Annotated in this window: 12 protein-coding genes and 2 pseudogenes; 8 read left to right on the top strand and 6 right to left on the bottom strand. The window is 72.8% G+C overall.

Translation table 11 applies throughout. The features are described 5' to 3' along the window. Positions 1-101 precede the first annotated feature (101 nt). The 4 genes from efeO to ABD198_RS12385 are packed head-to-tail and all read left to right on the top strand — an operon-like array spanning position 102 to position 4,394. Positions 102-1,253, top strand: coding sequence for an iron uptake system protein EfeO (gene efeO, locus ABD198_RS12400; protein WP_344000346.1), 1,152 nt, complete (start codon positions 102-104; stop codon positions 1,251-1,253). A 17-nt stretch (positions 1,254-1,270) separates the two neighbouring features. Continuing rightward, a complete protein-coding gene (gene efeB, locus ABD198_RS12395; RefSeq protein ID WP_425580468.1) occupies positions 1,271-2,566 on the top strand; it encodes an iron uptake transporter deferrochelatase/peroxidase subunit in 1,296 nt (431 codons plus the stop codon). A 3-nt stretch (positions 2,567-2,569) separates the two neighbouring features. Next, positions 2,570-3,451, top strand: coding sequence for an iron uptake transporter permease EfeU (gene efeU, locus ABD198_RS12390; RefSeq protein WP_344000340.1), 882 nt, complete (start codon positions 2,570-2,572; stop codon positions 3,449-3,451). Continuing rightward, a complete protein-coding gene (locus tag ABD198_RS12385; RefSeq protein ID WP_344000338.1) occupies positions 3,402-4,394 on the top strand; it encodes an SCO2278 family lipoprotein in 993 nt (330 codons plus the stop codon). Before efeU ends, ABD198_RS12385 begins: the two co-directional genes overlap by 50 nt. A gap of 109 nt (positions 4,395-4,503) precedes the next feature. Here the strand turns inward: ABD198_RS12385 and ABD198_RS12380 are convergent, their stop codons facing one another. Both ABD198_RS12380 and ABD198_RS12375 read right to left on the bottom strand, forming a co-directional pair. Next, positions 4,504-5,241, bottom strand: a complete 738-nt coding sequence (locus tag ABD198_RS12380) for a bifunctional DNA primase/polymerase (protein ID WP_344000337.1) — start codon at positions 5,239-5,241, stop codon at positions 4,504-4,506. Between the two features lie 151 nt (positions 5,242-5,392). Continuing rightward, on the bottom strand, positions 5,393-6,010 hold the full coding sequence (locus tag ABD198_RS12375) for a TetR/AcrR family transcriptional regulator (RefSeq protein ID WP_344000335.1): 618 nt from the start codon (positions 6,008-6,010) through the stop codon (positions 5,393-5,395). A 129-nt stretch (positions 6,011-6,139) separates the two neighbouring features. Here ABD198_RS12375 and ABD198_RS12370 point away from each other — a divergent pair, with 129 nt between their 5' ends. Further along, complete coding sequence (locus tag ABD198_RS12370; protein ID WP_344000333.1) at positions 6,140-6,358, top strand: DUF6243 family protein; 219 nt, start codon at positions 6,140-6,142, stop codon at positions 6,356-6,358. 97 nt (positions 6,359-6,455) lie between these two features. On the opposite strand, the gene ABD198_RS12365 is transcribed toward ABD198_RS12370, so the two are convergent. From ABD198_RS12365 to ABD198_RS12355, 3 genes and pseudogenes are all read right to left on the bottom strand, one after another. Next, on the bottom strand, positions 6,456-7,454 hold the full coding sequence (locus tag ABD198_RS12365; RefSeq protein WP_344000331.1) for a small ribosomal subunit Rsm22 family protein: 999 nt from the start codon (positions 7,452-7,454) through the stop codon (positions 6,456-6,458). Positions 7,455-7,463: 9 nt separating this feature from the next. Next, positions 7,464-8,624 (bottom strand): serine hydrolase domain-containing protein, encoded by a 1,161-nt coding sequence (locus tag ABD198_RS12360; protein WP_425580470.1) that lies wholly within the window; start codon positions 8,622-8,624, stop codon positions 7,464-7,466. Further along, positions 8,621-9,975: pseudogene (locus tag ABD198_RS12355) on the bottom strand (multidrug effflux MFS transporter). Before ABD198_RS12355 ends, ABD198_RS12360 begins: the two are co-directional and overlap by 4 nt. Positions 9,976-10,102: 127 nt before the next feature. On the opposite strand from ABD198_RS12355, the pseudogene ABD198_RS12350 reads away from it, so the two are divergent. Together ABD198_RS12350 and ABD198_RS12345 are read left to right on the top strand one after the other, a co-directional pair. Further along, positions 10,103-10,277, top strand: a pseudogene (locus ABD198_RS12350) (Gfo/Idh/MocA family oxidoreductase); the annotation flags it as partial. A gap of 239 nt (positions 10,278-10,516) precedes the next feature. Continuing rightward, complete coding sequence (locus ABD198_RS12345; protein WP_344000329.1) at positions 10,517-11,284, top strand: SDR family oxidoreductase; 768 nt, start codon at positions 10,517-10,519, stop codon at positions 11,282-11,284. Between the two features lie 271 nt (positions 11,285-11,555). Here ABD198_RS12345 and ABD198_RS12340 read toward each other — a convergent pair whose 3' ends face one another. Beyond that, positions 11,556-11,882, bottom strand: a complete 327-nt coding sequence (locus tag ABD198_RS12340; protein WP_344000327.1) for a nuclear transport factor 2 family protein — start codon at positions 11,880-11,882, stop codon at positions 11,556-11,558. A gap of 158 nt (positions 11,883-12,040) precedes the next feature. On the opposite strand from ABD198_RS12340, the gene ABD198_RS12335 reads away from it, so the two are divergent. Next, positions 12,041-12,610 (top strand): DoxX family protein, encoded by a 570-nt coding sequence (locus ABD198_RS12335; RefSeq protein WP_344000325.1) that lies wholly within the window; start codon positions 12,041-12,043, stop codon positions 12,608-12,610. Positions 12,611-12,683: the final 73 nt, after the last annotated feature.

The following is a 12,683-nucleotide window of genomic DNA, read 5'->3' as shown; positions in this document are numbered from 1 at the left end:
GCCCGGGTATCAACCGGGAATTCCCTCGATATGTTAGGTGAGCCTCACCTTCCTTAAGTGGGGTACGTCACACCACTATCCGGCCACGTCCAGGAGCCCGTATGCGCCCCGCCAGACTCTCCGTCGTCACCGCCGCAGCCACCGTGGCAGCCCTCGCCGCCGTCACCGGATGCACCGAGAAGGGCGCCGGCGGCGACGGCGAGGGAGTCGTCGAGGTGACGGCCACCGACGACAAGTGCGAGGTGTCCGAGAAGGAGTTCCCGGCCGGGCACGTCGAGCTCGCCATCGAGAACAAGGGGTCGAAGGTCACCGAGGTCTACCTCCTCTTCCCGGACGACCGGGTGGTCACCGAGCGGGAGAACATCGGCCCCGGCACCAAGCAGCGCGTCACCGCCGAGGTGAAGGCCGGCGACTACCAGATCGCCTGCAAGCCGGGCATGCGCGGCAAGGGCATCCGCCAGGCCGTCAAGGCCACCGGCGGCAAGGCGGTGCGCCGCGACCCGCGCCTGGACAAGGCGGTGGCCGCCTACCGCGAGTACGTCCAGACCCAGGCGGACGAGACCCTGCCGAAGGCGGAGGAGTTCGCCAAGGCGGTCCAGGACGGCGACCTGGAGGCCGCGAAGAAGGCCTACGCCCCGTCCCGGATCGGCTGGGAGCGCACCGAGCCGGTCGCCGAGTCCTTCGGCGACATCGACCCGAAGGTCGACGTCCGCGAGGACGGTCTGGAGGACGGCCAGGACCCGGCCACCGACTGGACCGGCTGGCACCGCCTGGAGAAGGCGCTGTGGCAGGACGGGAAGATCGGCGAGAAGGAGAAGGAGCTCGCCGGTCTGCTCATCAAGGACCTGAAGGACTGGCAGAAGCGGGTCGGCAGGGCGGAGATCACCCCGACGTCCATGGCCAACGGCGCCAAGGAGCTCCTCGACGAGGTCGCCACCGGCAAGGTCACCGGCGAGGAGGAGCGCTACTCGCACACCGACCTGGTCGACTTCAAGGCCAACGTCGAGGGCGCGGAGAAGTCGTACGCGCTGCTGAAGCCGGTCGCGCAGGAGAACGACGCCCGGCTGGTGAAGGAGCTCGACAAGCAGTTCGCGGCGCTGAACGCGCTGCTGGACAAGTACCGGCCGGGCAAGGACTCGTACGACTTCACCCCCTACGACAAGGTCGGCAAGGCCGAGCGGAAGGAACTCTCGGACGCGGTGAACGCCCTGGCCGAGCCCCTGTCCCGGCTCGCCGCGGCCGTGGTCGAGTGACCGGCGCGAGAGGCGAGATGAGCCAGACGGACGAGACGGGCAGCGACGGGCGGAGGGAGGACCTCGTGAGCGACACGGAACGCAGGGCGCCTGCGCCCTCACGGCGGGCGCTGCTCAGCTGGGGCGGTGCCGGACTGGCGCTGGGCGCCGCAGCGGCCGGCGGAGCGGTGGCGATGGCGCGCACCGCCGACGAGGTGCCGGCCGCCGTCTCCGGCGAGGCGGTGGAGTTCCACGGCCCGCACCAGGCGGGCATCGCCACGCCGGTGCAGGACCGGCTGCACTTCGCCGCGTTCGACGTGAAGACCGAGGACCGCGCCGAGCTGATCGCGCTGCTGAAGGAATGGACCGAGGCGGCACGCCGGATGACGGCGGGCCGGGCGGTCGGTGAAGGGGCGTACGGGGGTCTGCCCGAGGCGCCGCCGGACGACACCGGGGAGGCCCTGGGGCTCAAGCCGTCCCGGCTGACGCTGACGATCGGCTTCGGTCCGTCGCTGTTCGGCCGGTTCGGCCTCGCGGACCGGCGTCCCGACGCGCTGGTGGACCTGCCGAAGTTCCCCGGGGACAACCTCGACCCGAACCGCAGCGGCGGGGATCTGTGCGTGCAGGCCTGTGCGGACGACCCGCAGGTCGCCGTGCACGCGATCCGCAACCTCGCCCGCATCGGGTTCGGCAAGGTCGTGGTGCGCTGGTCCCAGCTCGGCTTCGGCAAGACCTCGTCCACGACGCCCGAGGCGCAGACCCCGCGCAATCTGTTCGGCTTCAAGGACGGCACCCGCAATATCGCCGGCCACGAGACCGACCGGCTGAGGAAGTTCGTCTGGGTCGGCGAGAAGGACGGCCCCGCCTGGATGACCGGCGGGTCCTATCTGGTGGCCCGGCGCATCCGGATGCACATCGAGACCTGGGACCGGACCTCCCTGCAGGAGCAGGAGGACATCTTCGGCCGGGACAAGCGCGAGGGCGCGCCGGTCGGCAAGGCCAAGGAGCACGACGAGCCGTTCCTGAAGGCGATGAAGCCCGACGCGCACGTCCGGCTCGCCCACCCGGACAGCAACAACGGGGCGACGATCCTGCGCCGCGGCTACTCCTTCACCGACGGCACCGACGGGCTGGGCCGCCTGGACGCGGGCCTGTTCTTCCTCGCCTACCAGCGCGACCCGCGCACCGGTTTCATCCCGATCCAGCGCAGCCTGGTGGCCGACGCGCTCAACGAGTACATCCAGCACGTCGGTTCGGCGGTGTTCGCGATTCCGCCCGGGGTGCGGGACAAGGACGACTGGTGGGGCCGGTCGCTGTTCTCCGAGGAGGCATGAGAGGTGTTCTCCAACTATCTGATCGGTCTGCGCGAGGGCCTGGAGGCCAGCCTCGTCGTCTGCATCCTGATCGCCTACCTGGTCAAGACGGACCGGCGGGAGGCGCTGCGGCCGGTGTGGGCGGGCATCGGCGTGGCGGTCGCCCTGGCCCTCGGCTTCGGCTGCGTGCTGGAGTTCGGCTCGCAGGAGCTGACGTTCGAGGCGCAGGAGGCGCTCGGCGGTTCGCTGTCGGTCCTCGCGGTGTGCCTGGTGACGTGGATGGTGTTCTGGATGCGGCGCACCGCCCGCCATCTGAAGGCGGAGCTGCACGGCAAGCTGGAGGCCGCGCTGGCGATGGGCACGGGTGCGCTGGTCGCCACCGCGTTCCTCGCGGTGGGCCGGGAGGGCCTGGAGACGGCGCTGTTCGTGTGGGCGTCGGTGCACGCGGCCGGGGACGGCAGCCCGCGCCCGCTGATCGGCGTGGCGCTGGGTCTGGCCACGGCGGTGCTGCTGGGCTGGCTGTTCTACCGGGGGGCGCTGAGGATCAACCTGGCCCGGTTCTTCACCTGGACCGGCGCCATGCTGGTCGTCGTGGCGGCGGGCGTCCTGGCCTACGGCTTCCACGACCTGCAGGAGGCCGACCTGCTGCCCGGCCTGACGAACCGTGCCTTCGACATCAGCGGCGCCGTCCCGCCGGACAGCTGGTACGGCACGCTGCTGAAGGGCGTGTTCAACTTCCAGCCCGACCCGACCGTGCTCCAGGTCACGGTGTGGCTGCTCTACCTGATCCCGACGCTCGCCCTTTTCCTCGCCCCGGTAGGGTTCGCCTCCGGGAAGGGGAAGGTGAAGGAACCGGATGAGCAGGGATCTCGGCCTTCGAAGGCTCCGCAGGCACCGCAGGCTTGAGAAGTGCGTGCTGCTGGTGGCCGCCTTGTCGGTGGCCACCAGCGGTTGTGTGGTGGTGCACGGCGAACGCGAGGTGCTTCCGGCGACCACCCGCGGCGAAGCCGCGAAGGCGCTCCAGCAGTTCACCACCGCGTACAACAAGGCGGATGAGGCGTACGACAGTTCCCTGGACGCCAAGTACACCACCGGGCCGCTCGGCGACATCGACAAGGCGCGGCTGACCGCGGGGAAGGCCAACAACCCCGAGGGCAATCCCTCGCACACCCCGCTGAGGCTGAGCGACGCGAAGTTCACCATCCCGAAGAAGGCCGGCTGGCCCCGCTGGTTCCTCGCCGACGCGGCCGGGAACAAGGGCGGCGAGGCCCGCTGGCTGCTGGTGTTCACCCGCGACTCCCTGGACGAGCCGTGGCAGGTCGCCTATCTGACGCTGGTCGACCCGGACGAGATACCGCGGTTCAAGACGGACAAGGACGGCTGGGCGGAGGCGGTGCCGGCGAACGCCACCGATGTGACGGTGGCGCCGGGCGAGCTGAGCCAGAAGTACGCCACGTACCTGAAGGACGGCGGGGACGCGTTCGCGGTGGGGCCGCACACCAGTGCCTGGCGGGCACTGCGGAAGAAGAGGTCGGAGCGGCCGGGGCTGGCCACCCAGTACGTCGACGAGCCGGTGACGAACGGCGACTACCGGCCGCTGGCGCTGCGCACCGAGGACGGGGGCGCGCTGGTGTTCTTCACCACGCGGCACTTCGAGAAGCAGACGGCCGCCGCGGGGGCGACGGTGCCCACGCCCAACAAGGACGTGCTGGCGCTGACCACCGGGGAGATACGGCAGTCGCTGACGATGCAGTTCATCTCGAACGAGGTCGCGCTGGACCCGGCGGGGGACGGCGAGGTGGAGGTCCTGGGGCGCATCCAGGGGCTGGTGTCCGCGAAGGGCGAGTAGGGCGCCTCGGGGGCACGTCGCTCGGGCACAGGTCAGCTCTCGCCCGTCGGCCTGCGGGCAGGTCGGCCGGTGAGCGTCGGCGGGGGCGCGCCCGGGGTGCCGGGTGCCGTCAGTGGTGGCGCAGGGGCCAGGTCGTGCCCGCGGAGTCGGGGACGGCCTCGGCGTGCCGGGCGCAGGAGTCGGTGAGGAATTCCAGGATGGTCAGCGGGTCCGGCAGCTTGTGCTCCGGGCCGCGGATCCAGCGGACCGAGGGGCCGTCGTCGCCGGGGAGGCGGGCCGGGGGGACCAGGACGTAGGAGCCCCGGCAGTGCCAGCGCAGGCCCGGATGCTCGTCCATGGTCTCCGGGTGGCAGTCCAGCTCGCAGGGCCACCACTCGTCCTCGTCCTCGGGGGTGCCCCGGGTGAGGGTGAAGAAGAACATCCGCCCGTCGTCGCTCTCGGCGACCGGGCCGGCCTCGACCCCGGCGGCGAACAGGTGCTCCAAAGCCTCGCGACCGGCCACGTGGGGCACGTCGAGGACGTCGTGCACCATGCCGGTCGCGGTGATGAAGTTGGCCTGCGGCTGATGGCGGGCCCAGCGTTCGATCTGGGCGCGGTCGGTGGTCGACTGCGTCTGCCAGGCGAAGGACACCGGGTGCCGGGCCGGGGTGGGACAGCCCACGCGGTCGCAGGAGCAGCGGTATCCGACGGGGTGGGCGGCGGGTGCGAGCGGCAGACCCACGGCGGCGGCGGCGAGCAGCAGGGCCTCACGGCCGCCGTCGTCGGCGGCCTGCTTCGGGCGGCGTCCTCGCAGCCACCGGGAGAGTTTGCCCTGCCGGCCGGTCCGGCCATGGAAGTCCGCGCTCATCTATCCCCTCGCCTCTGTCCCCTCGCCGTCGTGCGGTCCAGCATGCCCTATGGTCCCACCATCGTGCGCATCGGGGGCCCGGAGCCCACAATCCGCCCAGGTGGGACGAGGGGGGATCATTCCTCAGCGGGGGCCGGACCGTTCCGGTTCCTCAGCGGGGGGCCAGACCGTTCAGGGCGTAGTCGACGAGGGTGTCGGTGTACTCGTGGCTGATGGGGCCGGTGTGCTGCAGCCAGCGCTGGGCGAGCGGGGAGACGAACAGCTCCAGGGCGATGCGCGGATCGACGTCGGCGCGGACCTGCCCGGCCCGCTGGGCGGAGCGCAGGCGGTCGGCGTAGAGCTCCAGCTGCGGCAGCAGCAGCTTGGCCACGAAGCGGCGGCCCAGCTCCTCGTTGACCACGCCCTCGGCGGCCAGGGCGCGGGAGGGTGCGGCGAAGGCGGGGTCCTGCAGCTCGTCCACCGTGGCCCGCAGGACGTACTTGAGGTCGGCGGCGAGATCGCCGGTGTCCGGGATCGCGTACGGCACCTGCCCGGCGGCCTCGGCGGCCTGCTCGCTCAGGTCCAGGAAGGCCTCCAGCAGTACGTCGGCCTTCGACGGCCACCAGCGGTAGATGGTCTGCTTCCCCACGCCGGCACGGGCGGCGATGCCCTCGACGGTGGTCTTCGGATAGCCGACCTCCGCGACGAGGGCGAGGGCGGCGTCGAAGATCGCGCGGCGGGAGCGCTCGCTGCGGCGTGAGACGTCGGGCGTGGACTGCTTGCTGGCCATGCAGCCGAATTTATCAGGTTGACAAGACGGAGCGTCTCGCTGGACAGTGACAGGGACAGCGAACGAGACGAACCGTCTCGTTGCGTTACCGCGGAGTGTCCGGGAAGTCCGGGCGGAAGGGAGAACGCCATGACGCGTGGCGGAGCCGGAAATCTGCTGGGGGTCGGGGGCACGCGGCAGCACCTCGGACGCAAGGCACTGCGCGGAGGAGAGCGCGGCGGCCGCATCGGGGGCGGGCTCGACCCGCAGGCCCAGAAGCGGGAACTGCTGCGCAGGCTGCAGCAGCAGCGCGCGGAACGCGCCCAGCGGGCCGGGCGGACGGACACGGATCAGGAGGTGCGGGAGTGAGCGGTCACTGAGTCGTCGCTGAGTCGTCGCTGAGTCGTCGCTGAGTGGTCGCTGAGTGGTGGTCGCCGAGTGGTCGCCGGGGCGGTCGCTGCGTGGGCTACGCGTGGTCGCCGGGCGGTGGGTGTCCGGCCGGGGGCCACGGGTCGCCCCAGTCGGTGTCCCGGGCCGCGCGGTACAGGTCGCCGTGGCGCTTGGTGATCGTGGCGCGGCGCAGGGCCGGCTCGGTCTCGCACAGGTCGAGCAGGACCTGGCCCTTGCGGATCTGCGGCTTGCGGACGACCCGGGCGGCGGCCGGTTCGGCTGGGTGCCGGGTGGCGGCGACGTAGCTGAACTTCTCGTCCTCGTACGCGAGCGAGCCGCCCTTGATCTGGCGGTGCAGCGAGGAGCGGCTGACCCTGGCCGAGAAGTGGCACCAGTCGGTGCCGGGCGCGATGGGGCAGGCGGCGCTGTGCGGGCAGGGGGCGGCGATGCGGAAGCCGGCGGCGATCAGCCGGTCGCGGGCCTCGATGACGCGGGCGTAGCCGTCGGGGGTGCCGGGCTCGACGATCACGACGGCCCCGGCGGCCTCGGCGGCGGTGTCGACGAGGGCGGCGCGGTCGGGGGCGGTCAGCTCGTTGAGGACGTAGGAGACGGTGACCAGGTCCACGGGCTCGAGGGTGAGCGCCGGGCCGATGCGGCTGCGCCGCCACTCGGCCCTGCCCAGGGCGGGGTTGGCGCCGGCCAGCTCACGGCCGAGGGCGAGGGCGGGTTCGGCCCAGTCGAGCACGGTGACGGGGCGTTCGCCGGGCCAGGTGGCGGTGACCGCCCAGGCGGAGGCGAGGGTGCCGCAGCCGAGGTCGGTGTGGCTGCCCGGCGTCCAGTCCGGCACGGCCTCGGCGAACGCCGTCAGCGCCTGGTGCACCGCCTCGAAGGTGGCGGGCATCCGGTAGGCCGCGTAGGCCGCGGCATCGGCGCGGTCGCGCAGGATCGGGGCGTGGGTGGGGGTGGCGCCGCGGTAGGCGGAGATCAGCCGCTCGACGGCCTGGGCGGCCTGGCGCGGCGGAAGCCCGTCCAGCAGGCCGGCCAGGGCGGAGCGGAGGTCGTCGGCGGCGTTCACCCGGAGATTCTAGGAGACCTCCCCCTGTGGTCCTTTCCCCCGGCCCGGGAGGACCGCCCTGGCGAGGGCCGTCGCCGCGGTGGCCCTGGGGGCGTTGTCCGCGGGGCGGCGGCGGGGGTGGACCGTGTTGGCCAGCAGGACGAGGAAGGTGTCCGTGGCGCGGTCCAGGATCAGGCACGTTCCGGTGAAGCCGCAGTGGCCCGCGGCCCCGTGGCCGGCGAGTTCGCCCATGAACCAGGGCTGGTCCATGGCGAAGCCCAGGCCGGGCGGGGTGAACAGCAGGTCCGTGAAGTCGGGGCCGAGGATGCGGGCGGGGCCGTAGGAGCCGCCGGCCAGCAGGGCGCGGCAGAAGACCGCGAGGTCCCGGGCCGTGGAGAACAGCCCGGCGTGGCCCGCGACTCCGCCCAGCGCCCAGGCGTTCTCGTCGTGCACCTCGCCCCGCAGCATGCCCCGGTCGGCCTTGGCCCACGGCTTGCGCTGGTCCTCGGTGGCCGCCGCGCCGGGGCAGTGGCCGAAGCCGGTCGACGTCATGCCGAGGGGGCGGGTGATCCCGTCGTGGATCAGGGTGTCCAGGGTGCGGCCGGTGATGCGCTGCAGCACGTGCTGGAGCAGCAGCATGTTCAGGTCGGAGTAGCAGTACGTGCCGCGGGCCGCCACGGGTTCCTCCGCGCGCAGCATGGCCAGCCGCTCGGCGTCGTCGGCGCAGTCGTACAGCGGCAGTTCGGGGCGGAGCCCGGAGGTGTGGGTGAGCAGCTGCCGCACGGTGATGCCGGGCCGGCCGGCGCCGGTGAAGTCCGGCAGGTAGGCGCCGACACGGGCGTCGATGCCGAGGGTGCCCCGTTCGAGCTGCTGCACGGCGGCGACCGAGGTGAACAGCTTGGTCACGGAGGCCAGGTCGAACGGGGTGTCCGCGGTGGCCGGGACGCGCTCGGCCGGCGGGAGTTCCACCGCCGTGCCGGTGCGCTCGTCCCAGGCGGCGTAACGCACGGCCCAGCCCGCCGCCTCCTCCAGGGCGATCACCGGTCCGCGTCCGGCGACCACCACGACGCCCGCCGCCCAGGGGTCGTCCCCGCTGGTGAGCACGCGTACGTGGCCGGCGAGGCGGCGCAGTCCTGCGGGGTCGAGCCCGGCCCGTTCCGGTGAGCCGTGGCGCAGTCTCGGAGCGCTCAGCGTTCTGCCCTCACGGTCTCCTCGCGCACGCCGTCATGCGCGCCGTCATGCCCTCCATCGTGCCCCGTCTCCTCCTGCCGGGTGCGCCAGGGGCGGCACAGGCCCAGGAAGCAGGCGGTCGCCGCCAGCGCGGCGCCGAGCTGCACCACGGCCATCGGCACGGCGGTGTCCTCGCCGGCGATCCCCACCAGCGGCGAGGCGATCGCGCCGATCAGGAAGGACGAGGTGCCGAGCAGCGCGGAGGCGGAGCCCGCGCCGTGCCGCACCCGCATCAGGGCGAGCGCCTGGGTGTTGGGCAGGGTGATGCCCATCGCGGACATCAGCACGAACAGCGCGGCGGCCACCGGGACCAGCCCCGTCCTGCCGAACCCGCCGAGCGAGATCAGCAGCAGCGCCGTGGCGGCGAGGACGACGACGGTGAGGCCGGCGGCCAGCACCCGGTCCAGGCGGACCCGGCCGACCAGGATCCTGCCGTTGATCTGGCCCACGGTCACCAGGCCGACCGCGTTCAGCCCGAACAGCAGGCTGAAGGTCTGCGGGGAGGCGCCGTGGATCTCCTGGACGACGAAGGGGGACGCCGCGACGTAGGCGAAGAGGGCGGCGAAGGCGAAGCCGCCGCCGAGCAGATAGCCGGTGAAGGTGCGGTCGGCGAGCAGCCGGCGCATCGCGCCGAGCGCCTCCCCCACCCCGCCGGCGTGCCGGTCGCCGGGCGCCAGCGTCTCCGGGAGCCTCGCCCACACGACGAGGCCGAGCAGCGCCCCGACCGCGGCGAGGACCACGAACACGCCCCGCCAGTCGGTCACCCGCAGGATCTGCCCGCCGATCAGCGGCGCCACGATCGGGGCCATGCCGGAGATCAGCATCAGGGTGGAGAAGAAGCGGGCCATGGCCACGCCGTCGTACAGGTCGCGGACCACGGCGCGGGCGATGACGATGCCGGCCGCGCCCGCGAGTCCCTGCGCCAGCCGGAGGACCGTCAGCAGCTCCACCGTCGGCGCGACGGCGCACAGGGCGGTGGCGACGACGTACACCGCGAGGCCGGCGAGCAGCGGGCGGCGGCGCCCCCAGCGGTCGCTCATCGGGCCGACGACCAGCTGCCCGAGCGCCATGCCGGCCAGGCAGGCGGTGAGGGTGAGCTGGACGGTGGCGGCGGGCGCGTGCAGGGACCGGGTGACCTCCGGGAGCGCCGGGAGGTACATGTCCATCGCCAGCGGGGCGTGGCGGTCAGCCCGCCGAGGACGAGCGTGACGAACAGTCCGGTGCGGCGCGCCGCGGCCCCCGGTCCTCCTCCCCCGCCCGCTCCCGCCGGTCTCCCTGCCGGGCCGGTCGTGGACGCCCCGCCCTCGGGCATGTGGCCCCTCCCTCTCCGAATCGTCCGGTCCCTATGCTCTCAGCTCGTACGCGTGGCCGATGACACAGCAGGGGTGGGACGGACGGCAGGGCGGAAGGTGCGCTGGGGGATCCTCGCGACCGGGAGGATGGCCGCGACGTTCACGGCGGATCTCGTCGATCTTCCCGACGCGGAGGTCGTGGCGGTCGCCTCGCGTTCGCAGGACTCGGCGCGGGCGTTCGCCGGGCGGTTCGGCATCGGGCGGGCCTACGGCGACTGGGGCGCTGGCGCGGGACGAGGACGTCGACGTGGTGTACGTGGCCGAGTCGCCGCTGGTGCCGCTGGACGGCACGCTCGCGGTGATGCGGACGCCTGCTACCCGGGCGAGCAGCCCGCGGAAAAGGCTCAGGGGGCTCAGGAGGCTCAGGGGCCGGTGGCCACGCCGGCTTGAGCGGCCTGCGGTGACCGCGCACGTACGCTGCGAGGTCATGAACAGCTTGCGAACCGGCGGCGGAGCCGGTGCGGGAAGCGGAGTGAGAGGCAGCGAGGAGAGGCGGGCGTGATGACGGGTGGCACGACCGAGGAGCGGCGGATCGCCGTGGTGACCGGCGCGGGTTCCGGGATCGGCCGGGCGGTGTCCGTGGAACTGCTGCGGGCGGGGTGGTCGGTGGCTCTGGCGGGCCGCCGCGGCGAGGCGCTTCAGGAGACGGCCGCCCTCGTCCCGGAGGGCACCGCGCTCGCCGTCCGCACCGATGTCTCGCAACCGGACGACGTGGCCGCCCTGTTCGCGGCCACGGTGGAGCGCTTCGGACGGGTGGACCTGCTGTTCAACAACGCGGGGACGTTCGGTCCTGGCGGGGTGCCGGTGGAGGACCTGTCCTACGACGCCTGGCGGCACGTGGTGGACACCAACCTCAACGGCGCGTTCCTGTGCGCCCAGGCGGCCTACCGGCAGATGAAGGAGCAGCGCCCGCAGGGCGGCCGGATCATCAACAACGGCTCGATCTCGGCGCACGCGCCGCGCCCGCACTCGGTCGCCTACACCGCCACCAAGCACGCGCTGACCGGCCTGACCAAGTCGCTGTCGCTGGACGGGCGGCCGTACCGGATCGCGGTGGGCCAGATCGACATCGGCAACGCGGCGACGGACATGACGAAGGCGATGGCGTCGGGCGTGCTGCAGGCCAACGGGCAGGTGGTCCCGGAGCCGGTGATGGACGTCGCCGATGTGGCCCGCACCGTGCGGCACATGGCGGAGCTGCCGCTGGAGGCGAATGTGCAGTTCGCGACGGTGCTGGCGACGACGATGCCGTACGTGGGGCGGGGCTGAGGGCTCCCGGCCGCCCGGCGCTCTCAGGGCACCGCTCGTTCCGCACGCGCTTTCTGCACAAGCGGAATAGTTGTTACCGCACCATTGCCCCCGGTGAAGGCCGTATGCTCAACTTCTCTCCACAAAAGCTTCACACTTGGAGAATGGGGCTTCGCCGGAGACCCGCACAGGCCATGTCCAGGGGGGAGGCGGCAGCCGTTCCACGCCATCGGGTGGGGGTGGACCCGCGCGGGACCGCGGGTACGCACCGGGGCGTGGAACGGCTGCCGTGTCAGGCCTGGCCGGTCTCGAAGCGGGAGATCCGGCCGTCGTCGGTCACCTCGAAGGACCACCGGGTGCGCATCTCGCCCCAGGTGTCGTTGCGGTAGTTGGCGAGCAGCGTGCGGCCGTTGCCGGACTCGCGTTCGACGTCCATATGGCCGTTGGAGGAGAAGATCTCGCGGTCGACCCAGTCGGCGAGGTCCCGCTCGGTGCCGTCGTCGGCCATGGTGGCCCCGGGCGCGAGCAGCGCCATGAAGCCCTCGCGGTCGTGGTTGTTGACGGCGGTGACGAAGGCGCGGACGGCCGGGTTGCTCAGGCGGGTGGTCTGAATGGTCATGTCCGGCAGCGTCGTACCGTCCGTCCGGACCCGCCACCGGGAGCCACCCGAACGGCGTCCGGCGACGGGCCGCACCGGGGCGGTGATGCGACGGTGGTCGCGGCGAAGCGACCGCTCCGGCCGCCGTGCGCCGGCCGCCTGCCTCCGGGAGAGCGACTGTGATCTTTTGCGAGCGACGAGACGACTCCGGCCCCGGCCGGCGCGATGTGGGCCTGTTGCTGCTGCGGCTGGCGGCGGGCGGCGTGCTGATGGCCCATGGCACGCAGAAGCTGTTCGGCTGGTTCGGCGGGCACGGCATCGAGGGCACCGGCCAGTTCATGGAGACCGTCGGCTACTCACCGGGCAAGGCGAGCGCGACCGCCGCGGGCCTGGCGGAGACGGGCGGCGGCGCGCTGCTGGCGCTCGGTCTGGCCACCCCCGCGGCGGGCGCGGCGGCGGCCGGGGCGATGGCGGGCGCGGCGGCCGTGCACACCCCGAACGGCTTCTTCGCCCAGGAGGGCGGCTACGAGTACGCCGCGACCCTCGGCCTGACCGCGGCCGGTCTCGCCATCACCGGCGCGGGCCGCCTCTCCCTGGACCACGCCCTCGGCCACGTCCTGGACCGCAACTGGATGCTCCCGGCGGCCTTCGGAGTGACGGCGGCGGCCACGGCGCTGGTGATCGGCGCCCGCACCAAGCGGCTGCGCAAGGCCAAGGAGGGCGAGCAGCAGGCGCTCTTCGAGGACTAGATGAATGAGTCCAAGGGGTGTCGTTGCGGTCAGTGATCGTAGGCGGTCAGTGACCGCTTGATCGGCTGCCCGG

Source organism: Streptomyces thermocarboxydovorans (assembly GCF_039524635.1).
Lineage (GTDB): Bacteria > Actinomycetota > Actinomycetes > Streptomycetales > Streptomycetaceae > Streptomyces > Streptomyces thermocarboxydovorans.
The sequence above is the reverse complement of the archived record's forward strand: the minus strand, read 5'-3'. Positions and strand labels throughout refer to the sequence as shown.

Bases quoted from the DNA above. Each gene is read 5' to 3' on its own strand.
- efeB (WP_425580468.1), top strand. From the start codon at position 1,271: ATGAGCCAGACGGACGAGACGGGCAGCGACGGGCGGAGGGAGGACCTC.
- ABD198_RS12340 (WP_344000327.1), bottom strand. From the start codon at position 11,882: ATGACCATTCAGACCACCCGCCTGAGCAACCCGGCCGTCCGCGCCTTC.
- efeO (WP_344000346.1), top strand. From the start codon at position 102: ATGCGCCCCGCCAGACTCTCCGTCGTCACCGCCGCAGCCACCGTGGCA.
- ABD198_RS12385 (WP_344000338.1), top strand. From the start codon at position 3,402: ATGAGCAGGGATCTCGGCCTTCGAAGGCTCCGCAGGCACCGCAGGCTT.
- ABD198_RS12380 (WP_344000337.1), bottom strand. From the start codon at position 5,241: ATGAGCGCGGACTTCCATGGCCGGACCGGCCGGCAGGGCAAACTCTCC.
- ABD198_RS12345 (WP_344000329.1), top strand. From the start codon at position 10,517: ATGACGGGTGGCACGACCGAGGAGCGGCGGATCGCCGTGGTGACCGGC.
- ABD198_RS12375 (WP_344000335.1), bottom strand. From the start codon at position 6,010: ATGGCCAGCAAGCAGTCCACGCCCGACGTCTCACGCCGCAGCGAGCGC.
- ABD198_RS12370 (WP_344000333.1), top strand. From the start codon at position 6,140: ATGACGCGTGGCGGAGCCGGAAATCTGCTGGGGGTCGGGGGCACGCGG.